This is a genomic window from Lysinibacillus sp. FSL K6-1151 (assembly GCF_038630755.1).
Taxonomy (GTDB): Bacteria; Bacillota; Bacilli; order Bacillales_A; family Planococcaceae; genus Lysinibacillus; species Lysinibacillus fusiformis_D.
This window is the reverse complement of record NZ_CP152040.1, coordinates 2,920,808-2,941,953: the sequence shown is the minus strand read 5'-3', so window position 1 is coordinate 2,941,953 and position 21,146 is coordinate 2,920,808. Positions and strand designations below refer to the sequence as shown.

Sequence of the window (21,146 nt, the reverse complement as noted above, 5' to 3'; positions counted from 1 at the left end):
ATTTGAACTTAAAAGATTTAAAAAATAGTCACATTCAGTATGACTGGAAAACTATTTTTATAGGTGTCCGAGAAAATTATTTTACTAAAGACGTTATTTCGGATTATGCGGTAGAGTTGATGGAGATTGGTGTTGCAAGTGGGTTTGTAAGTGAACTTGCATGGGGCGTATCTAGTGAAAATTTAGATAAAGTGATGTCAGAAATAAAAACGATTTATTTCCCCAAATTAGATGAAGAAAGCAGCATATTAGTAGAGGAGAATAGAAAACTCAGATTTGTTTGTTTATCTGGAATAAAAGATAGCTGTAAAGAAGATAATGAATTATTAAATAAAATTGCAGCGTTTTATGGAAATCATCACTACCCAGAAGATATGGAGAGTTTTATTAATTATATGCCTCAAGAAGTTCCAACAACTAAAGAAGATATGGTAACTAGGTTTGATCAATTTCTAAAATTAGAGGGTGTGAGATTTAGTTAATATTATAAAATCACACCGCACTTCAAAACACTACTAGGAATGCACGCTTATGGAAGAACTAATAAAAATAGAGGGTAAATAGTAAAACTGTTGAAGTAACTAAGGGTAGCGATAAAAATGTTTGTGATGAAATGAAAGAACATTATAAAAAAAGTATATAGAATAAGAAGCAAATATATCACAAACTAGCGATTCATTACTTTGAAGTGTGTTAAAGAATAGGTAATTTGGAAAATATCCAAGTAAATCAAAAGGCGATATAAAGGGTTAACATATGCCTTCAAATACATATATGAAAGAAACGTTTGGAATTAAAACTAAAGAAAGTTATGTAATTCCTTAAAACATCCGTATCCAGGACAAAGGGAAGGCATAAGAGGACTTTGTCAAAGCTATTCAATATGGAAATATATACCTAATCGAATGGGCTCGAAAAAAATAATCCGACATTGTATGGATATGTTGGAGATCCGAATATTACGGTTGATCCGCTAGGTTAAGGTAGTATTTAAGGAAAGGGGTGATCAGGTCAATGTGACCTTCTCCTCAGAGACTACGACTCCAGTGGTGGGTAATGCAGTGACAGCTGGAAAATGGGTAAATAAAGGTGCAAAGGCCCCATATTGCTGGAATTAGATAACTAAGTGATTAGGTGGAAGGTTTTGTTAATTCGGCTTAATCCAAGATTTTGTTTCATTTGTTATTTTAAAGAGGAGCATTAATAATGTTTGAAGAAAAAATTAGAGCAATCTTAGGTGCACGAGCATTACTAGATGATAATGACCCAAGAATTAATCAAAAATGGGAAGAACTAGTTGTTTTACTTAGTGAAGATGAAAACTTAACTCTGAAATTTTTACAGATTTGTACAAAAATAGAACTTTCATTTTTAAGTGAAATTTTTGAAGAAGTGGCATATAATTTACAAAGTAAAGTGTATATTGAATTACTATACTCCCTAGATCAAAGATACCCAGATTTAAATCTAAAGAGAAGTATACAAATTGCTGAGGGGTACATGGATTAAATTGGAGGTATAAATCACACTCCTAAAAGGGGAGAAGTATATATTATCCTTATCTGGTAAATAAACTTTCATTATTAGATGGCGTGCTCCTAACCTGTTGCTCTAAGTAATATTCTGGGCCAGCATCTCATTTACTATAAAATGCTCTACTAAAGATAGGTAATAAACAATCAGGCAGTACTTGGACAAAAAATCAAACTTTAAATGATATTCCTGTACCGATACAGGGGGAAATGATGATGAATTTAGAGGAATACCGAAAATTGCCAGAATTTTTATCAGTAAATGAACTAGCTTCATTATTTCGAGATGTTTTAAATGATTTTTCATCTAATAAGATTGATAAAAATGTATTTTTACAGATACTGAGTCAATTAATGGACAGGCAAGTGCTGACTTATGAGTTATTACATGCTGACATAAGAGCTAATGTTGATGGAGTTCTTTGTGATTTGTGGAATACTGAATCATATGATGATGTAGATATTATTTTGTCGATTGTTGTAAACTTGGGTTTAAAAAAATGCTTTCAAGAAATTAAAGATTCTATTAGCCAAAGACAAGACATTGATAAAGCAATACTTCAAGAAATACAAGAAACAATCAATGAAGTAGGAGAAAACATACTAAATCCATACCATGGTTTGGAGAATTTCAAATAAGAGGCATTTGTAAACGAGTACTTGTAGACATTCCCTACTAAGAGAACGATGTCCAATAAGATAACAAAGCATTTGCTTAAGAGGAATTCTACTCGATTTAGACTGAAGGAAATGGCAATGAAAAAGTGGACAGTTTAAATACATCATAAAACTTTACGAGATGATTTTAATGAATTAAATAAAAAGGGAGATCATCAGTAGATGGTGCAAAAACTTACATATTTAAAAAAGTACAATGAAAATGTTCGTATATTAACAATGGATGAAATTGGTAAACTTGATGATGATGTAATACCAATTGAATGGAGTATTATTGATGATTTAGAAGAACCTATCAAAATTAACCTAGATTCATCTTTTGGCTTTTTCTCTAATGGTATGGGGAGCTACATAGCTATAGATTATACAAATTGTGATGATAACAATGCTACCTTTTGGTCTGCAAAATTAAAGCCCAAATATAATATTAATTTTTGGAGTTATGTAGATGAATGGATTGTAATTGGATTTGACACGTAACTTTGTAAAGGTATTTTTTATCTAACAAAAAGTATAGTAGGATTTGTAATTTACTTAAAGCACTTGATTGTCTATAACAAGGCGACAAGTGCTTTTAAAGAAGTAAATGATAAGATTACAGTGTAGGAGAAAGTGAAATGATAAATGAGTGGTATGAAGGAACAGAGTTAGAAAATAAAATTCCTTCTTTTAAAACAACAGATATCAAATGTATTGCTGATTTCCACTATTATATTGGATACAATTCTTATTATGACCAAGTTTCATTTTTAGAAGTTAGCTTTTTATTAGAGCTAGATAATAGGAAGTTTATTTTGAAAATGAAGTTTAATGATGTTACTACTTTAGATTTATTAGGATTTGGAAATAGTTCTAATCAAATAACAGGCTTTAGAATTAATAGTTTGAAAGATAAAGGTTTTGAATTACCAAATAATTATTTAGTAGAAGATTATGAGAATAACATCATTAAGTTTTACTGTGCCAGCTTTGAAGTGTTGTCATTAGTTCAAATATAATAAAGGAGTACGTACAGACTAATGGAGATAACAAATTACTGGCGATAAATAAAAATATAGTACATTAAAAAATATCCTTGAATTTGTATTAATAACTCATAAAGACAGTTCATCAGGAGATGTTATTTAAATACTAATAAGAGGGAGAATAGGTGAGATTATGTTAATCAGGATTACTAAACGAAGAGTACAAGTGAAGGTCTCAAAATGCTAATAATGGTCTAGAAGGCAGTGTGACAGAAAAGTAAACAAGCCATTATAGAACATGAAAAAACAGATCCGCTCAAGACATAATTCCCCATTTAAAAAAGGCATAGAGAAAGTTGGGGTAACGAATGAGGTTATTTGGTATCTATAAGGGAGGTTCGTATGACAACTGATATCAAAGAAATTATCATTCAATTAGAGTCGCACCGTCTTTGGATTGAAACTATTGGGGAACAAGGAGAAAAACTAGGTATAGATGAGATTGATTTGCGAAATGTGGATTTGTCCCCGTATCCACTAGACCAAGCGTATATAACAGATTGTATCTTTGATGGCATGGATTTAAATAACAAGGATATCTCTTCATCTTTACTATGTTCATCAACTTTTATATCTGCCAATTTAGAAGGAGCAGACTTTGGTAAATCTAATGTCTCATATGTAGACTTCACAAATGCTGATATTAAAGGTGCTAGGCTTGCTGATAGTGAATGTATTGAAACAGTGTTTGTTAAAGCTGATTTATCAGACGCTAATTTAGTAGCTGGTCTTTTTGACGGGGCTGATTTTCGTGAAGCAGTTTTATTAAATGCTGATATACGATTAGCAATGTTTGAAAGAGTTTTGCTAAACGGGGCTATATTAACAGGAATTTGTGGAATAGAAGAGGCCTTTATAAAAAGTATCAATATTGGAACCCCAGAAAAACCAATAATGCTAATGGGTAAAGAAGCAAGGATTTGGATACAAAACAACAGTTTGAACAAATTGAACGATGAGTAGAATTTAAGAAGATATGCAAATACTTTTCAATCAAACAAACACTTTTAAACTGACAGCCATTTGATAAACTTTCAAAGGTTTATTCCAACTTGAATTATGAGTTTGGAATGAACCTTTTTTGCCTATTAAAGAAGTCAAAGGAAGAAATTACAGTTTGATAAGAAATATCGATATATGACCATTTAAGTATAATGGTGATAATAATAAATGACCAAAATATCAGGAGGGTTCTTATGGTTTATAGTTATGAAGAATATGAAGAATATATTTTAGAAGATTACAATGATTTATTAGGAGAAAAAATGAGTAAAGGGGAGGCGATTGCAAGAACATTGAATGAATATGACATGTTAGCCAAAAAAAGTGAAACAGATAAAGCGATGTTTTGTATAATAATTTCAGAAATTACATTAACCCATGAAAAAATTTCATATTCTTTCATGAATTATATTGAACACTCATTAAAGGAAATAGATTTCAAAGCAATCAAACAAGAAAATAGTTTAACCTTTGAACAATGGAACAATTTAATTTACCGGAAAGAATATGTTTTGCAAGAATTGAAAAAAAAGCCAGTGAATTATTACCAAAGAGTTTGTTGGTATTATAATGAACTAAACGAAGAAGCCCGAAAATTTATTGACGTTTATATAAAAAAAAGCGAAAGTTTTGAATCCATTATTTCAAGTGTCTTACATCGATTTAAGAGGGAATGTAAAAATACTAATAGTGAAAAGTTTATTATTTATACAACACTAGCCGAGAGTTTATATAATCATGAATTAACAGATGTACTTGGTATTAAAGGGGTAAAACATGAACTGCAATCGTTTAGTATTGCAGATATAACGGATGAACAACTTACGAAAGAAGAACAAGAAAAGTTATCCGAACGAATTAAACACGTTTTAACCAAACTAAACATGATTACTAGTTAGTTTTAACCCTAAAACTTAATGCAAGGATGCAACAAATGATTATTGACAAATTATTGATAGGGTTTGGTTTTTAAATTGAGGGAATTTTAATGAGGTTAGCACTAGTAGCACCATTGTTGAAGAAGTTAATTGGAAGAAAGCTATGAAGCATTCTCAAAGCAGATATTGGGAAGAGGTTACACTGGAAGTAAGAAGCTTATTCACATACAAGTTAAATAAAGCAAATGGTCAAAGAAACAAAACGCCCCTATACCCGACAGTCCTTACAAACGAAACCAGTGTCAATAGTATAGCTACAAGTATATGGAGGCTAATCAAAAAATCCTACAATAAAATAGTATGAAAGCAATTAAGTAAGGAGTGAAAGTATGGATTTTGATATCCTAGAGCTACGAGCATATTATGATTCAGAAACACGAAACTATGATTTCAACGAATTGGTTGATTTTGGGATAAGTGTTACAAATGCCAGTTTTATGAAAGATATCGGAGTGCCAAAAGAATTTGGTGATTTTGAATTCTATGAATTTAACAACTTCTCAAAAACTGCGATTAGAGAAGTGCCATTTATCAAAGTGGGACATTGTGCGTCTAATGAATACGGACTTTATTTAAAAGAAGGGAGCGATGAGCTTTTTACTAGTTCTTCCTTACATCATCCTTTAATTTATACGCTTAATCAGAATGTAAGAACGTTCTTCTTGTTTCATTTGATTAGGCAGGAAATATCAATGCAAATGAAAAAAGAAGGTGTATACACTTCATATAACTATGCCATTGAGTTGAGGAAGGTGTATGAGCAAATTGATCCCATAGCAATGAAGGAAGCAGAAGGATATTGGTCACATTTGATAGAAGATTATGAAACAGGATTATGAATGGTTTAATAGAATAGTAGAACCTGAGCGAGCCCTAGGTATCCATCTGAGGAGGAAGAAAGATGGCATCATACGTTTTATTACTAAAAGAATGTGAAGATAATGAAACTGTGGTTTACAGATTCGGACCTAATGAAAATGTTATGGGGAAAATTGAGCTAAATAAATTTACTAGAAAGTTTTTCGAGTTAGAAGCTATCTCAGGTAATAATTTTCCATCTAAGTTTTATTATGATAGAGCTGCTCAAAGATTGGCAGTTTGCCTAGTAAAAGAGGGTGGTGTGTTCCCTGATAGAACAACTTTCGAATCATAGCAGCTAAAAAATAACTTGATCAGCTATATGCCATCTAAGTTTTTTTGTTATGGGTAAAAACAAGACGGCTTTAGAATGAAAATTCAAAGTGGTTAATACAATGGGAGATTTATAGCGGTTTTTAGATTTGACGGTGAATGTAATAAGAACTGGCATTATTAAGAATAAGTCTAATGGAATTATGTTTAAATGTTATCCATACTATTTGTATTTATTAGATGGATGTGAAGTTAGATCGGAGGTATCTAAAGTTGAAAGAAGAAATATTAAACACAGAATACGTTATGAAAAATGGAAAGAAATTTGGGAGGAACTTTGGGTATGGAGGAGATGAGTATGATTCTTTTATAGTGGAATATGATCAAAATAATAACGAACATCTTTTTACAGGTATAATCTATGACTGTTATGAAAATGGTCATTTAGCCAACTACTATATGGTTAAGAAGGGGATGAAGAACGGGGAGATGGTTCATTTTTATCCGAATGGACAAGTCAAACAAATTAAACATCTCAACAAAAATATTTTAGATGGTATACAAAAAGATTTTTATGAAAATGGTGTTTTAAAATTAATTGAAAATAGAGCATTAGGTAGCTTAGTGAGTTTTAAAAAATATGATGTACAAGGCAATATATTAGAAGAAAAGAACGGATTAATGGAACTATATCCAACGTATGTTGAAAAAATAGATGAAGAATTCTTTAAAAGTGAACAAGAAAAATGGATTTCTAAGATTTCATTAAAAAATAATTTTCTATTGGCAGATATCCATTTGGTAGCGGGAATTGATATTGCCTATTGGACAGAGGGAAAGATCGATTATGGCGTTTGCTGTATTGTCGTAATAGATTATATTACAAAACAAATTATAGAAGAAGTAGAATATTCGAGTCAAATAGATGTGCCGTATATTTCAGGATATCTAGCATTTAGGGAACTACCTTTGGTAATGGAAGCAGTGAAAAAGCTGCAATGTGAACCAGATCTTTATATGTTTGATGGAAATGGTTATCTTCATTATAGGCATATGGGCATTGCAACACATGCTTCTTTTTATTTGAAGAAACCCACAATAGGTGTTGCAAAAAGTTATTTGAAGATAAAAGATACCGATTTTCAAATGCCAAAAAATGAAATAGGAGATGTTACTTATATTGAGATTGATGGAGAAGTATATGGGGCAGTGATGAGAACGAGAAAGGATGTAAAGCCCATTTTTATTTCATGCGGTAACTGGATCGATTTGGAGACTTCCATCAAAATAACGCTACATTTTGTAGAAAAAAATAGCCGATTACCAATAACGACACGTTATGCAGATTTAGCTACTCATGAGAGTAGAAGAAAATATACTCAATAAAGAAGTAAAATTAAAGAAGGTATAATATATAATTTCGAAAGTTATGCAATGTTCTTAGAACATCTATATCCAGGAGGAACGTATAGGAGGACCTTTACATATGAATCGATAAGCGAAAATGGTAGAAGGAGTCACTTTAAAAAGGTCTATCTTACAAGCCACTTTTGTTATAAATGGTAACAAGTGCTTTTCGTATTTTTATAGCGAAGTGTATAAGTGAAGGTGGTCAAAACTAGATAGCAATATGGAAATCCTAATACAACAACACTAATCAATTTTATGAGAAGTACGGTGAAGTCATACTAGTACAAAAAGTAATCTACGTTAGATGTTCTTACAGGTTTCTATGACATCTAAGGAGGAAATTAATTTATGAAAGAGGAAAAAAGACGTAGTAATACTGTATGGTTTAGTTATGAGGATTATGCATTTAAAGTAAATATGTTGGATAATGGAAATGCTGTAGTTTGGGTTAATTATAAAGGTTATAATGTTGCATTTTCAATGATTATAAGGGATTTTTTATATAATATGGAGGATTATAATTGTTTGAATGTGATAATTAATTGTGATTGGAAAGAACATAGAGGTTTTGAGGTTAAACAAGAGGAGATACATTTACTGATTGGTGAAATACTAAATTTTTGTATTGAAAATGAACCTAAAACTATGGACTTAATGGAAAAATATTCAGGTGATGAGTGGTATGAATAGGAATAATAATTTTATTATTTGTTTGATGGAATTTTAATCATAAATGGTATATCTGTAATGAATCTCTCAACTTTTAACCGATTATGAACAAAAAATTGAAACAGTCACTGTTTATATTCTGATTTCAAAACTCTCCTGATATTAAAGAGAATAATAATTTTATATTCAAACGATGAATACATAGTTACTGGAACCAACAAAATTAAAATGGACTAAAGGATTTATTTGTTATTCCTAGTGACGAATTACTTACATGGCTTCTATGTATATGGTCAGGCGCACTCGGAAATGTAATAATTCCTATGTATATTCTTGAAAAAAGTGAAAAAAGGGTAGAAAACATATAACCTATTATTAACTACGGTTTCTTTTAAATTATGAACATTTCTTTATAAAAGCTTTTCTAATTATGAAAAGCATGACTCTTCGATTGGGATTGACCACCTCTCTATTATAAAGATAAAGCGACTTTTCCTAAAAAATAGGTATTAGATATACCTTACATATAAAAAAACTTGTACAAAAAATGTAGGAGTTGAACAGATGTCAGTTGAAATTATTTTTAAAGATGTTGAAAATGAATCCCTTGTACCACGACTAGGCGGATATAGCTTCTTGCCTAAAAATATTGATTGGCCATTAAATCCAAATGGAGATAAATTAGCTCTTATATTATGTTTACCAACAAATTTTCTTAACAAAGTTCTAAATTTAAACTTACCAAAAGAACACATCCTATCTGTTTTCACAACATATAAAAGGGATGATTACTTTTTAGATTTAATCACTTTTCATGGAGATAAAGAAGAATTTGAAAATATTAAACAAGGATTTACAAGAGTTTTATTACACGAAGCAAGTGATCTTCGAAATGAATCAAATTTCCTAATTCCGGCTTAAGAGTCCATTTTAGGAGATGAATTGAATTTGGATTTAGATGAAGAAGATGAAGATTTTGATGACATAGAGTTTTACTGTGGATCGTTAATTGGGGGTAAGCCATCTCTGTTACAACTAGAAAGCTTAGGTTTAAATGATTATCATTTTTGTCTCAATTGGATATTTATTTATAAAGAGAAACTGTAGTGAGAATGACGCAGGTCTTTTTTTTACTCAATGAACTTAATGGCCATTAAAGTACAAGAAGGTAGATCTTAAAGTTATCTTTTTGCGTTCGGGTCTATTTAGATGCATATATTTTAGAAGGTTCAATTAATTGAGAATCCCATAAAAAGTTATTGGCAATATTCTTAATTAAGATACAAAAACATATGTAAAGAAGACGCCATAAGTTTCTTTTTTACATATGTTTTTCTTTTTATCAATCCCCATTTTGTACAAATTTATATATGAGGGAGTTTTATTGTGAATATACAAATTTTTAGAAAAATTTCGTTGAATGGTAGGGTTTCATTTAGCATTAGCTGTTTAGAAAATACCTTACAATATTTAGATTATGATGTGAATGAATGGAGAATAATATTAGAATATTTGTGGGATTTCACAAGTATAAAGTATATTGATGATTGGAGTGGTGTTATATCTGAAATAATTCCAGAAAATTTACTGGAGTTTAAATTGTATGAAGAACATGACTTTGAATATTTAGATGAAGAAAACTTTGAATTTCTTTCTAAATTATATCAAAATCTTGATAAGAAAATAGAATTTGTGATGACATCAATTTATTATATTGGTACTAGTCATGCATATACCAAAATAGTTGACTATGGGCAAGATAGTTTGGATGAGTTAGAGATATTAATTAATTATTTGATTGAAAATCATATACCATTACCCGATGTAAATCCTTTTAAGCTATTCTCAATAGGTGAGAATAATGGTTGGGGGAATGCGTTTGTCGGTAGTAAACTATCGAAAATTTTATAATTTATTACAAGTAGTTTGTTGGAAACAGTTAAATGCTCTTTTGTTTATGTCCACATGAAAATAATAGATATGTTTTTGCTAAAGTCAATTGAGGTATTAGTATAAACATAAATATTTATGAAAAAATATCAATAGAGTCCACTTTATAGGACAGACGATGGGGGAAGATTCACATCTTCAATTATCGTCTTTTTTGTATTATGTTTGACATAGAAAGGGGAAGTGACATCCGATGGTAGATACAAATTTAAAGGCACGAGTGTTTGCAACATTATATGGTGGGATTATCGGTGATCTAATGGGAGTACCTGTTGAGTTTAAGCAAAGAGGGACTTTCCATGTGCAGGATGTGACCGGGTACGGGACTTACAATCAGCCACCAGGTACTTGGTCTGATGATACTTCTTTAACGTTATGTTTAGTCGAAAATATCATTGAAAAAGGCGATACGAAAACCTTAATGAATAAGTTTGTACGATACATGGAGCAGGGCTATCTTACACCATTTGGAGAAATGTTTGATATAGGCATCACGACTGCTGAAGCCGTTACGAACTATAAAAATGGTGTTTTACCTGAGCATTGTGGGAAAACGGGCGAGTTTGATAATGGCAATGGCACCCTTATGAGGATAGCGCCTATCGTATTTGTGGTGATGAATGAGTTAGATTTTGATAAAAGAAAAGCATGGGTACAACAATATACAGAAATTACGCATGCCCATCCACGTTCAATCGTTGGGTCCATCATTTATATTGAATTGCTATTAAGCTTGTATCGAAATAATACGCTAGAAGCAGCCTTAAAGGAGGTATATTCATTGCTCCAAAGTCATTTACAGGATGATCTGCGAGCGGAGCTAAATGCATATGCAAGGATTTTCCAAGAAAACTTTTTAAAGATTCCAGAGCGTGAGATTAGCTCAAGCGGCTATATTGTCCATTCACTAGAGGCAGCAATCTGGTGTGTAGGTAATTCTACAACGTTTAAAGAGGCTATTCTAAGGGCTGTAAATCTGGGAGAAGATACAGATACCGTTGCAGCCATTACGGGCGCTATTGCGGGTATGTATAAGAATATGGATGAAATTCCACATGAATGGTTGGATAAAATGATTAAGAAAAAAGAGATTGACCACTTAATCATGGCATTTTACGAATTTTGTGCAGCTTAGGTGTAAGCTATTTCAAACGAAAGGATGGTGACGAAATGTACCCACTACATAATAGTGCGGCGGCCAATCTACCTGCTACAGAGCACGAAATTCTACATGTGGAGAAGGGCCTGACTTTCCATCTCCCTCAAGTTTATCGATATGTCTTAAAAGAGATGAATGGTTTATCGTTCACTAACGGCGTGTTAATTTACGGTACAGTAGAATTGCTAGAAAGAAACGAGACTTGGGAAGTAGCAGAATATGCGAAGGGCTATATAGCCATTGGTGATGATGGAGGTGGAATGGTTTTTCTAATGAATAGACAAGGAGAGGATGGTCACGTTTTTGCGGTGGATTGTGGTGATATGAATCCCCAACATGCTACGTTAATCACATCCGATTTAAACAAGTGGCTACAAGATGGCTGTCAGTTAGAAACAATATAGCTATGCAACTATTAGAAGCTTATTCCTACTATTGGGAATAGGCTTTTTATTTGATTTTATGTCTATTTTTGGAGAATTTGATTTGAGAAATATAGCAAAATTATTACATATCCTATTAATTTTTTGTATTTTTTAGAAAATTATGTTGAATTATTGGAGGGAGATAGTATAATGAAAATATAGTTACATATATGGTTAATAATTACTTTAATAAAGAACTTATTGGCAAATACTTGTAACTATAATCTTAAAAAAACTAATGAAATGAGGAGATTTTAATGATTAACGTTATTCAATATTTAGAGCAAAATCCGTCGTTGGTAACATTGTTAAAAGAAAAAAAAGCTTCTCTTATTGGTATTTCAGCACTTGAACAAAAGGCAATCTTGGATTCGTTTGATGAAGATATATGTTTAGAAAGCACAATTTGGTATTAAATTTAAATAAAAAAAAATGGTTTTGGCTCACTATAAGTATTTATTTGGTATTAGGTCTATATTTACTAAATGTTACATATAGTGAGCCTGTTTTGAGTTTGAAGGTACAAAAAGCGGATGGACAATGGATTTTAACGGAGCCATATTACAAAGAGTGGGCTGAAAAACAGCAACTTACTACAGGGGATATAATTTTAGAAGTTAATGGTATAAAAATAGACAATATTCAAGATTTAGCGTATGAACCTGTAGTTCGATCTGCTAGAGAATTGACTGTAATGAAAAGTAATGGGACTGTTATAAACTTAAAAATAAAGTTATCTGATATACCTCAACAATTTTATTATGTTTTAATAGTCCCTTTTTGTTATTTTATACTAACTTTGCTTATCACTTTATATTTAAAATATAAACAAAAAAATACGATTCTTATTAATTTGTTAATTCTTTTTATTTTAACAGTTTCATTGGCTTATGTTAGTAGTGGAGCTTCTAGTAGATTAAATATTGTAGGTATTATAATCAACCGTAGCAGCATGTTACTATGTTTAGTGATATTAATGCACTTTTTGAAGATATATTTTGAATTCATAGAGATAAAATGGTTGTTTATAAAGCGAATTAGTACTGTTTATGTCATTCCTATTTTTGGTGTATTACTTAGTATTTTCAGTGTTCTGTATCCTTCAACTCATTTTCAAAATTCATATATCATTTTGGGGTTATTTTTCTTCTTATTACTATTAATTCTTGGAATTATAATAGAAGGATATTTCAAATATAGAACTCCACAATTAAAAATACTATTAAGTAGTATCATCATCCCATTTTTGCCTTTTTTATTTCTTTACGCACTACCTGAAATCCTATTTCATAAACAACTATTATCCGCCGATGTATGTTCATTATTTTTAATGCTTATTCCATTTAGCTTCATATTCACACAGCTAACTGAACGTATTTTCGATATGGAGTATTTTATTTCTCGATTACGTTATTATTTTAATTTTTCCTTTGGCTTTACAATTTGGTTATTAGCCGGTTTATATTTATTGACCGATCTATCCATTACGCGCATGACGGAGATTTTCTTTTTTGCCTTTCTATCGTTAATGGCTTTGTTTTATATAAAAGAGCGGATTGATTATCGTAAGCGGAAAATTTTATTTTCTACAAAAGGGGATTACATCCACCGCTTGTATACAACCGTCGATAGTATTGGGAGAGTTGTAAAGATTGAGGATTTATTGGAGAAATTTGTACAGGAGGTTGTGCTCCAGCTTGAAATGGAAAGGGTATATGTTTTAACCTATGATTTTCAAACACATCAAGTGACATTGACGAACAAATCCAAGGAATACACGCAGCATCAGATTGATGAGGTTCTAGTCGAACGATTAGGTTTAGGGGATATTAAAAAAACCGATCATTTCTATATCGCCTTTATTCATCAAGATGCAAATTATAAACGCATTCTTGTTGTGGATCATAATAAATCGATTTATCTGAAGGATGAGGAATTGTTATGGCTCGAATTGCTGCTGCTCTATTTAAATAATTTTATCGAAAATACAAAAATGGTCGAGGAGCTACTAAATCAGTTAAAGCATATGAAAGAGGCTGATAATCGACAGCTGCCATGGCTCAACAAATTACTTTGGCTACGCTTCGAGGAAGAAAAATATCAGCTTGCTCAGGAACTTCATGATACGATTTTACAAGAACAGCTTCATATTGCGAGAGAAATGGGTGTTCTCATGCATACAAAGGAAAAAGAGGAGATCCCCACAAAACTTGTGAAGCTTCATGAACATATGCTTACCTCATTGAATGATTTAAGGGGCTATTGTGAAAATTTAAAGCCTCCACTCTTAGATACATTGGGTTTAAATGCAGCCCTTGAGAAGCTTATACAAAAAATCCATAAACGCGCTGATTTTGTCTTGATCTATACCATTGACCGTCTTTATTTAGAGGATGAGCGTTTGAATTTAATGATTTATCGACTGTTCCAAGAATTATTAAACAATGCTTTAAAGCATTCGTATGCCCATACAGTAGAAATTTATTTATTGGGTACCGAAGAGGGCTTTGAAATATTGTATACCGATGACGGGGTGGGTTGTCATATAGATGATATTTTACTTGCCGATTCTATGGGCATTCAAGGTATGCAAGAGCGAGTTCAGGCTTTTAATGGGAAATTCACCTTAGACAGCAAAGTAGGAGAAGGGATGACCATTCGAATTATCGTAAGTGAAACGAATCATACACACTCTTATACGTATAGTACCCTGAACCGTCCAACTTATATGATTCGTGGATAAGCAAATGAAGCAGAAGCACATAGGCATACTTTTTTCACCTTTTAATCTCTTCGTCGATGCTACGAATGTGGATTAGAAGGCTTTTGTTTTTTCATAACATTTTATACTAGTGAAACGCTCTCATTAGAGATCCCATTATTTGAAGTGTCATTGCTAGTAGGTGGAAAGTATTGCTATAATATGTGATATATACATAATGTAAGGAGCGGATTTTGAATGACTAAGGCAAAATTCTTATTAATGGCAGTAGCCCCAGCAGCTATTATTATGCCTATCGATGCACATGCTGCTTCAGAGCAGGTAACTATTGAAGGAAGTGGTATGGTAGGGACAGAATTAAAGGCTGATATCACCTCCTTACCAAAAGATGCTAATTATCAGTACGAATGGTATTTTGTGAAAGCGGGCGTAGAGGAGCTGCTTTCTTCACAAACTAGCAACGTCTATTTAATACCTTCAGATGCATTAGGAAAATCCATTATTGTTAAGGTTACAGATGACCGTGGGAAAATGTATGAAAGTAAAAAAATCGTTGTTAAAGGAACTCTTTCCACTGAAGGCAATGATTATGTGAATGGTAAGTTAGTCGCTAAAATTGAAGGTTTATCAAGTAACACAAATAAACCGACTGTATTTACAAATTTTCAATGGTATGTCCTAGAAGATAATAAGGCGAAACCCATTGCAAATGAAACGAAATTAGAGCTCGTTATACCACCTTTAGCTGCTGATAAACTGATCTTTGTGGAGGCCAAAACAGAAGATGGATTGGTATATGTAAGTCCGAATAAAAAGATTCAGAAGCTGAATTTAAGTATAGAAGCAATTGAATTTGAAGGCTTCACAGGTGGAGATTTTGTCGTGCCTGGAGATACGCTTAAAGTGAAAATCCCTGTTGTTACAACAGAAACGGATACTTCACAAAAAATCACGTTAGAGTCGAAACAAATTTCGTTTACCTATCAATGGCTATATAAGGTAGGAAGTAGTTATTCTATCATCCCCAATGCCTCCACTCCTTCCTATATGATTCCTAAAGATACACAGGATTCAGCAATGAAGGATATTGTGGTGAAGGTTACTGCAAAAGTGGGAGATCAAGTGATTTCTGGTATTGCCGTAACGCCAATCCGTATTTCAGACAATCACATAAAAGCTATTGAAAAACAAATTGCCACGTTGCTCACAATGGATACCCAAAAACGTGTTATCTATAGAGAAGATATAAAGTCAGTTCTATCTCAGATAGACAATCAATATCAAAAATTAACACCAGCAGCAAAGGCACAGGTGACAAACTACTCGATATTGCAGCGTGCTGTAGCTGATATTGCCAAAGTAGAGCGTCTTGCAGCGCAAATAAAAGCATTAGATGGAAAGAGTAGCCTCCAACAGCTTCAACAACTAAAGGCTGAATATGATCAACTGGATTATTTACAACGAAGCTTAGATGCTGGTAATATTTATCAGCAAATAGTAGATTTATTGCTGAAAAATCCAGATAGTCAAAAGGAGCTTGCAAAGCTTGGTGAAATCAATAGACTGATTACAGAGTTATTGGGAGACGGTATGGATCCGATCCCACAATACGCTTCAGAAACAACGAGTATCTTAGCGGAAAAAATAGCAGATATAGATGCTAAAATTAATGCCCTTTTACCGGAGTATAAAACGGTTGTGCAAAATCAAGCCATTTTAACAATGGCAAAAGCAGATTTAAAAAGTGCACAAAAATTTGAAAAGCTATTTGATAAATTGCAAGGACAGACGCCTAAACAAAAGGTAGCAACAGCTAAAAGCATTCGGTCAGCCTATTTGAAGCTGAACTTACGTCAGCAAGGATTGGTAGAATATAAGCTACCCCTTCTAGTGGAAGCTGAAAACGCAGAACGTACGACAATCGAAGAGCTGGAGCAATTGCTAGCCGAGGTGAAAGGGGCAGCAGGATTAGCGAATGAATGGGAAACACTTAAATCGAAAGTCAATACCATCATCTCACTGCAAAAAAGTTTAAAGTCCTATAATGATATGGCGACAAAAAACGAAATGCTTCAAATGCAAAAGGATTTAAAGGCAGCTGAAAAAGTCATTATCCAAATAGAAAAATATAAGGCGCTATTGAAACCTGAAACGAAATTTAACAAAATACAGTCGGCCTTTCATTCTGCATTAAAAGCGTATAATAAATTAACTATATCTCAGCAAAAGTATGTTTATAATGCTACTCTTTTGAATGAAATTCCTACGAATAATGAGATTCCTGGTGAGACAAGTAACGATGCAACTGTAGGTAAGAAATTCAGTGATGACATTAAAAATGCTCTTAACGATTCATCTGACTTCGAAAGCTATGCTAGAGCTGTGGACGAATTAGTCAATAAATATAAAGAGTTGCCTAAAGGCGTAAAGAAATATGTGATAAATTATGCAGACTTAAAAGCTGCCGAAGCCAATGTGAGAGCGGTCAGATCCTTTGATAAGAAGGTCAATGAGGCATTATCTGTAGCAGATTCCACTAAACAATATTCGAAGCTACAGACTGTTCAAAAAGCATACAGCAAATTAAATGCCATTCAGCAAGAATTAGCTCAACCTCTTTATGTAAAAATCAGCAATAAAATCGAAGAATATACAGAGAATTATAACGACTTAAATAAAGAACTTATGGATGCAAACGGCTATATTTTTTCGCTAACTGAAGTAAAGGATATGATTAACAAGTACAATGCTCTTTCCTCTGCTGAGAAAAAACTGATTACCAATGCTCAGGATCTTAAACAAGCAATAAGTGACGTCAAAGCTGTTGAGTCCTTCATTAAGAAATTCCAGACGAATCTAGAAAAAAATCCATCGGCGATTATGAAAGATTTTCGAAAGCTCACAACGCTGCAGATTGGTTTATTAGAGGGCTATGAGATCGAGATGAATGGACAGTTAACGAGTTTATTGGAAGAGATTCTTAAGATGGAAACAAGTGAGCAAACAGCCAATGATGTCGTATTAAAGATCATTGATTCAATCAATGAATTGCAAGTAGATGGATATTATGTGTCCGACTTAGAAAATCGATTGATCGCTATAAAGGACAACTATAATAGCTTAACAGCTATGCAACAAAAACTTGTCAAAAATTATAGCAAGCTTACACAGGCTGAAAGTGATCTACAAAAAGTGAAAGAAGTAATATTACTTAAAGATGATGAGGAAGCATGGCAAAAGGCATATAATAAATTATCTAAGAAATTAGAACAGCTATATGAATCAATAAACTCATAATAAACAGCAATCTAGCAGTCAATCTCTGCTAGATTTTTTATTGTTTAATCAAAATATTATTATTGTCTTAATATTAATTCAGGAGAAAATACACTTTTTAGAATTCTTTCTGCAGAACAAAGGAAATTATGGCTTTATGGTCGATATAATTCATTAGATGGATAGAGGAGGTTAATCGATTTGAATAAGAAATTATTTTTAACAGCAGCAGCTATTCCTGTAGCACTTATTGTACCAACTGTAGCAAGTGCAGCAGAAACGGTTATCATTACTGGACAAAATATTGTCAATGAAACATTAACAGTTGATAAATTGCCAGAAAATACAGTAGTTAATGCTTATCAATGGTATTATTTAGAGAAAATTGATGGTGAAGATGGTTCAAAAAATACGACGAATAAGCCAATTTCAGGTGCTACATCGTCTACTTTAAAAGTACCGGTTGAAGCGGCTGGAAAATCAATTTTCGTGGAGGCTACTACAACTGATGGTAAAAAGTTTCAAAGTGAAACACGTAAGATTAATCAATTAGATCTTGAGATAACAGCTCCAACGCTGGAGGGCTATTCCGCTTCTGATTTTGTTGCACCTGGGGAAACCGTTAAAGTGGCAGGTGTTACTGTAACGGATAAAGCAGGCGCGAAATTACAGAGTGGCCAAATTACATATAGTTATCAATGGTTTTATAAACTTGGTGATAGTTCCTTTACCATTATTGAGGGAGCCGCTGGTGGCACATATACAATACCAAAGGATGCCATTGAAAAGGGCATCAAAGATATTATTGTCAAAGTAAAAGCACAGGTAGGTACTGCGTTTGTGGAGTCAGATTTTTCTACCGCTATTACTGTATCTAAAGAACCAACGGATACGTTAATGAATGATATTAAGGCCTTACTGGTGCATGATAATCAATATAATGTATCGAGCCTAGAGTCATTTAAGGGACAGCTAACAGCATTAGAAAGTAAATATCAAGCCTTATCAGTACCAGCTAAAGCAAATGTGTCCAATTATGAAGTCCTAAAGAGAGCACTTGCTGATGTGGAACTAGTCAGTAAATTAGAAGAAAAAGTCGATAAAATAAAGGACGTTAATGAAAAAGACAGACCTAAATATATTCAAGAAATTGAAGAGGCATATAATAAGCTCGATCAGTTACAACGTAGCTTAGATGTGAATGATACCCTATATACGAACATTAAAGATCTTTTAAATGAGCCAAATGACCTTGAGGAAATAACAGAAGTACGAAGACTAAATCAAGCAATTGTTCATTTACTATCCTATGAGAATTCTCTCGCGCAATATGTACCTTCAGATAAGGATGCCCTACAAACGCTAGTTACTAGCATTGAAGCGGATATCGCAAAGCTATCCCAAAATTACCGAGGCGCTATTCAAAATCAGACTATTTTAACGGAAGCTAAAGCGGATATTAAAAAGGTTGAGCAATTTATTAAGTCATTTGATAAATTATCACCAAACAATACGCCCAATAAGCAAGTTACGGCTGCCAAGTCCATTCGTTCTGCCTATGAAAAATTAACATATAAGCAATTAAAATTAGTATCAGATACGTATTTGCAGCGTTTAACGGTTGCAGAAAGTGCTGAAGAAAGTCAAATTGCTGCACTAAATCATGATATAGACAGCTATATTGGCGATGATATCTATCCAATCAATCCATCGGCTAGTTCATGGCAAAGTCATGTCAATAATGTTAATCGAATGATTAAAGAATATAAGAGCTTAACAAAAGCGTCAGCAGCACAAATTATTGGATATGATGATCTTGTCACGCTACAAAAGGATTTGAAAACGGCTGAAAAAGTAATAAAAGATATGGACGCTTATCAGAAGTTGATGGGCATAACAGGTGTTAAGGAAAGTAAATTGACTTCAAGTTATTCCAGTGCGTTAAAAGCTTATAATAAGCTGACGACATTACAACAGTCTCTTGTATATAATGCAGATGATTTTTTACTGAATACGCCAAAAGTTTCGATTGATGACAATGGTAAAGTGCCTGCTGATAAGGCAGCAGCTGAGGCTTTAAAGGCGAATATCGCGAAATTGGCAAATGTTACTACATTTACATTTAAACAATTAGAATCTGCTGTTGATACAGCATCAGAATCCTATAAAGCACTATCTTCTGGTGGAAGAAAATACGTGACGAATTATTACTTATTAACAGCGGCGAAGAAGGATATTTCAGGTGTAAAATCATTCCATAAAAAAGTACAGACAGCTAGAGAAGAAACAGATGCTGCGAAACAAGCTAAAAAAATTGAAACGGTGCAAAAGGCTTATGCAAAATTACCTGCAAATCAGCAGCATTTAGCAAAAGAACAGTATGAAGCTTTATTAAATAATCAAATTATCGATGAAAATGCACCGAATATCACACAGCTAAATAATGAAATTGCAACAATCGTTTCAAATGATCTCTATACCGTTTCAATGGAAAAAATTCAAAATCTTTCTACACAATATAGTAGCCTTAGCTCAAGTGATAAAAAGCTGATTACGAATTATGATATTTTAAAAGCTGCAATAGCTGATGTGAAAAAAGTAGAATCCTTTATGAAGACCTATGAAAAATCGTTTAGTAGTAATCCGAGCACAGTCATTAAGGCATTTGAAAAGCTAACGTCTAAACAAGTGAGTCTTATTGATGCGGCGACTAGACAATTAATTATGGAGAAGCAACAAGGTCAGCAACAAACGAATGAAAATGCTTTAATGTTAATTGAATCCATAAATTCTCTACTTGTAAAAGGCGAGTATGTGGATGGTTTAGAGGACAAAGTGAAAGAAATTCGTGCCAAGTATGATGAATTAAGTGCTACTGATAAGAAAATTGTTAAAAATTATTCGAAGCTAACTCAGGCTGAAAATGATTTGAAAAAGGTAGCAGAAGTCCATGCTTTATACAAAGCAGATGGCGATGATGCGGCTCGGAAGGCATGGCAAACTGCCTATGGTAAGCTTTCCAAAAAATTAGAATTACTTTATACAAAAATGTATCCAACTGAAAAATAATTTTTATTCAAGGATGGCCCCGAACTATTTTCGGGGCTTTTCTTTATACAGGAAGCCATTTTTATTTGTCTTGTCATTTAATTGTCCGCTATACTATGTACAACAGAGAAAGAAAATTTTTACATAACGATTGCAGTTGCACAAAGAAGGTAGGAACGAA

At 32.7% G+C, this 21,146-nt stretch carries 20 protein-coding genes; all 20 read left to right on the top strand.

Going from position 1 to position 21,146, the window contains the following annotated elements; translation table 11 throughout:
* Window positions 1-2 precede the first annotated feature (2 nt).
* The 20 genes from MHI04_RS14155 to MHI04_RS14060 all read left to right on the top strand — a co-directional run bounded on the left by MHI04_RS14155 (window position 3) and on the right by MHI04_RS14060 (window position 20,986).
* Window positions 3-482, top strand: coding sequence for a DUF2247 family protein (locus MHI04_RS14155; protein WP_340811543.1), 480 nt, complete (start codon window positions 3-5; stop codon window positions 480-482).
* A 724-nt stretch (window positions 483-1,206) separates the two neighbouring features.
* Window positions 1,207-1,509: a hypothetical protein gene (locus MHI04_RS14150; RefSeq protein WP_340811541.1), complete on the top strand. Its 303-nt coding sequence runs from the start codon at window positions 1,207-1,209 to the stop codon at window positions 1,507-1,509.
* 233 nt (window positions 1,510-1,742) lie between these two features.
* A complete protein-coding gene (locus MHI04_RS14145; RefSeq protein ID WP_342534954.1) occupies window positions 1,743-2,171 on the top strand; it encodes a hypothetical protein in 429 nt (142 codons plus the stop codon).
* Window positions 2,172-2,372: 201 nt separating this feature from the next.
* Window positions 2,373-2,690 (top strand): hypothetical protein, encoded by a 318-nt coding sequence (locus MHI04_RS14140; RefSeq protein ID WP_340811538.1) that lies wholly within the window; start codon window positions 2,373-2,375, stop codon window positions 2,688-2,690.
* A gap of 137 nt (window positions 2,691-2,827) precedes the next feature.
* A complete protein-coding gene (locus tag MHI04_RS14135) occupies window positions 2,828-3,208 on the top strand; it encodes a hypothetical protein (protein WP_340811536.1) in 381 nt (126 codons plus the stop codon).
* Window positions 3,209-3,577: 369 nt separating this feature from the next.
* Window positions 3,578-4,198 carry a pentapeptide repeat-containing protein gene (locus MHI04_RS14130; protein WP_340811534.1) on the top strand — a complete coding sequence of 207 codons (621 nt, stop codon included), beginning with the start codon at window positions 3,578-3,580 and terminating at the stop codon, window positions 4,196-4,198.
* Window positions 4,199-4,431: 233 nt separating this feature from the next.
* On the top strand, window positions 4,432-5,136 hold the full coding sequence (locus MHI04_RS14125; protein ID WP_340811532.1) for an Imm3 family immunity protein: 705 nt from the start codon (window positions 4,432-4,434) through the stop codon (window positions 5,134-5,136).
* A 368-nt stretch (window positions 5,137-5,504) separates the two neighbouring features.
* On the top strand, window positions 5,505-6,014 hold the full coding sequence (locus tag MHI04_RS14120) for a hypothetical protein (RefSeq protein ID WP_340811530.1): 510 nt from the start codon (window positions 5,505-5,507) through the stop codon (window positions 6,012-6,014).
* A 62-nt stretch (window positions 6,015-6,076) separates the two neighbouring features.
* Window positions 6,077-6,328 carry a hypothetical protein gene (locus tag MHI04_RS14115; protein WP_271910288.1) on the top strand — a complete coding sequence of 84 codons (252 nt, stop codon included), beginning with the start codon at window positions 6,077-6,079 and terminating at the stop codon, window positions 6,326-6,328.
* 659 nt (window positions 6,329-6,987) lie between these two features.
* Complete coding sequence (locus MHI04_RS14110; RefSeq protein ID WP_340812706.1) at window positions 6,988-7,692, top strand: endonuclease V; 705 nt, start codon at window positions 6,988-6,990, stop codon at window positions 7,690-7,692.
* Between the two features lie 372 nt (window positions 7,693-8,064).
* Window positions 8,065-8,406, top strand: coding sequence for a hypothetical protein (locus MHI04_RS14105; RefSeq protein ID WP_340811527.1), 342 nt, complete (start codon window positions 8,065-8,067; stop codon window positions 8,404-8,406).
* Between the two features lie 543 nt (window positions 8,407-8,949).
* Complete coding sequence (locus tag MHI04_RS14100) at window positions 8,950-9,306, top strand: DUF1963 domain-containing protein (protein WP_340811525.1); 357 nt, start codon at window positions 8,950-8,952, stop codon at window positions 9,304-9,306.
* 27 nt (window positions 9,307-9,333) lie between these two features.
* Window positions 9,334-9,492 carry a hypothetical protein gene (locus MHI04_RS14095; RefSeq protein WP_340811523.1) on the top strand — a complete coding sequence of 53 codons (159 nt, stop codon included), beginning with the start codon at window positions 9,334-9,336 and terminating at the stop codon, window positions 9,490-9,492.
* A gap of 279 nt (window positions 9,493-9,771) precedes the next feature.
* On the top strand, window positions 9,772-10,296 hold the full coding sequence (locus MHI04_RS14090) for a hypothetical protein (RefSeq protein WP_340811522.1): 525 nt from the start codon (window positions 9,772-9,774) through the stop codon (window positions 10,294-10,296).
* 232 nt (window positions 10,297-10,528) lie between these two features.
* Window positions 10,529-11,470, top strand: a complete 942-nt coding sequence (locus MHI04_RS14085; RefSeq protein WP_342534953.1) for an ADP-ribosylglycohydrolase family protein — start codon at window positions 10,529-10,531, stop codon at window positions 11,468-11,470.
* A gap of 35 nt (window positions 11,471-11,505) precedes the next feature.
* A complete protein-coding gene (locus tag MHI04_RS14080) occupies window positions 11,506-11,898 on the top strand; it encodes an SMI1/KNR4 family protein (RefSeq protein WP_058844010.1) in 393 nt (130 codons plus the stop codon).
* 278 nt (window positions 11,899-12,176) lie between these two features.
* Window positions 12,177-12,335, top strand: coding sequence for a competence pheromone ComX (gene comX / locus MHI04_RS14075; RefSeq protein WP_036125665.1), 159 nt, complete (start codon window positions 12,177-12,179; stop codon window positions 12,333-12,335).
* Window positions 12,308-14,662: an ATP-binding protein gene (locus MHI04_RS14070; RefSeq protein WP_342534952.1), complete on the top strand. Its 2,355-nt coding sequence runs from the start codon at window positions 12,308-12,310 to the stop codon at window positions 14,660-14,662. The genes comX and MHI04_RS14070 overlap by 28 nt, the downstream gene beginning before the upstream one ends.
* A 216-nt stretch (window positions 14,663-14,878) precedes the next feature.
* Window positions 14,879-17,938, top strand: a complete 3,060-nt coding sequence (locus MHI04_RS14065) for a hypothetical protein (RefSeq protein ID WP_342534951.1) — start codon at window positions 14,879-14,881, stop codon at window positions 17,936-17,938.
* A gap of 180 nt (window positions 17,939-18,118) precedes the next feature.
* Entirely contained in the window at window positions 18,119-20,986 is a 2,868-nt protein-coding gene (locus MHI04_RS14060) for a hypothetical protein (RefSeq protein ID WP_342534950.1), read from the top strand.
* Window positions 20,987-21,146 lie beyond the last annotated feature (160 nt).

Coding starts and splice junctions, on each gene's coding strand:
- MHI04_RS14150 (WP_340811541.1), top strand. CDS start 1,207: ATGTTTGAAGAAAAAATTAGAGCAATCTTAGGTGCACGAGCATTACTA.
- MHI04_RS14120 (WP_340811530.1), top strand. CDS start 5,505: ATGGATTTTGATATCCTAGAGCTACGAGCATATTATGATTCAGAAACA.
- MHI04_RS14140 (WP_340811538.1), top strand. CDS start 2,373: ATGGTGCAAAAACTTACATATTTAAAAAAGTACAATGAAAATGTTCGT.
- MHI04_RS14105 (WP_340811527.1), top strand. CDS start 8,065: ATGAAAGAGGAAAAAAGACGTAGTAATACTGTATGGTTTAGTTATGAG.
- MHI04_RS14110 (WP_340812706.1), top strand. CDS start 6,988: ATGGAACTATATCCAACGTATGTTGAAAAAATAGATGAAGAATTCTTT.
- MHI04_RS14100 (WP_340811525.1), top strand. CDS start 8,950: ATGTCAGTTGAAATTATTTTTAAAGATGTTGAAAATGAATCCCTTGTA.
- MHI04_RS14130 (WP_340811534.1), top strand. CDS start 3,578: ATGACAACTGATATCAAAGAAATTATCATTCAATTAGAGTCGCACCGT.
- comX (WP_036125665.1), top strand. CDS start 12,177: ATGATTAACGTTATTCAATATTTAGAGCAAAATCCGTCGTTGGTAACA.
- MHI04_RS14070 (WP_342534952.1), top strand. CDS start 12,308: ATGTTTAGAAAGCACAATTTGGTATTAAATTTAAATAAAAAAAAATGG.
- MHI04_RS14145 (WP_342534954.1), top strand. CDS start 1,743: ATGATGATGAATTTAGAGGAATACCGAAAATTGCCAGAATTTTTATCA.
- MHI04_RS14085 (WP_342534953.1), top strand. CDS start 10,529: ATGGTAGATACAAATTTAAAGGCACGAGTGTTTGCAACATTATATGGT.
- MHI04_RS14125 (WP_340811532.1), top strand. CDS start 4,432: ATGGTTTATAGTTATGAAGAATATGAAGAATATATTTTAGAAGATTAC.
- MHI04_RS14065 (WP_342534951.1), top strand. CDS start 14,879: ATGACTAAGGCAAAATTCTTATTAATGGCAGTAGCCCCAGCAGCTATT.
- MHI04_RS14115 (WP_271910288.1), top strand. CDS start 6,077: ATGGCATCATACGTTTTATTACTAAAAGAATGTGAAGATAATGAAACT.
- MHI04_RS14135 (WP_340811536.1), top strand. CDS start 2,828: ATGATAAATGAGTGGTATGAAGGAACAGAGTTAGAAAATAAAATTCCT.
- MHI04_RS14080 (WP_058844010.1), top strand. CDS start 11,506: ATGTACCCACTACATAATAGTGCGGCGGCCAATCTACCTGCTACAGAG.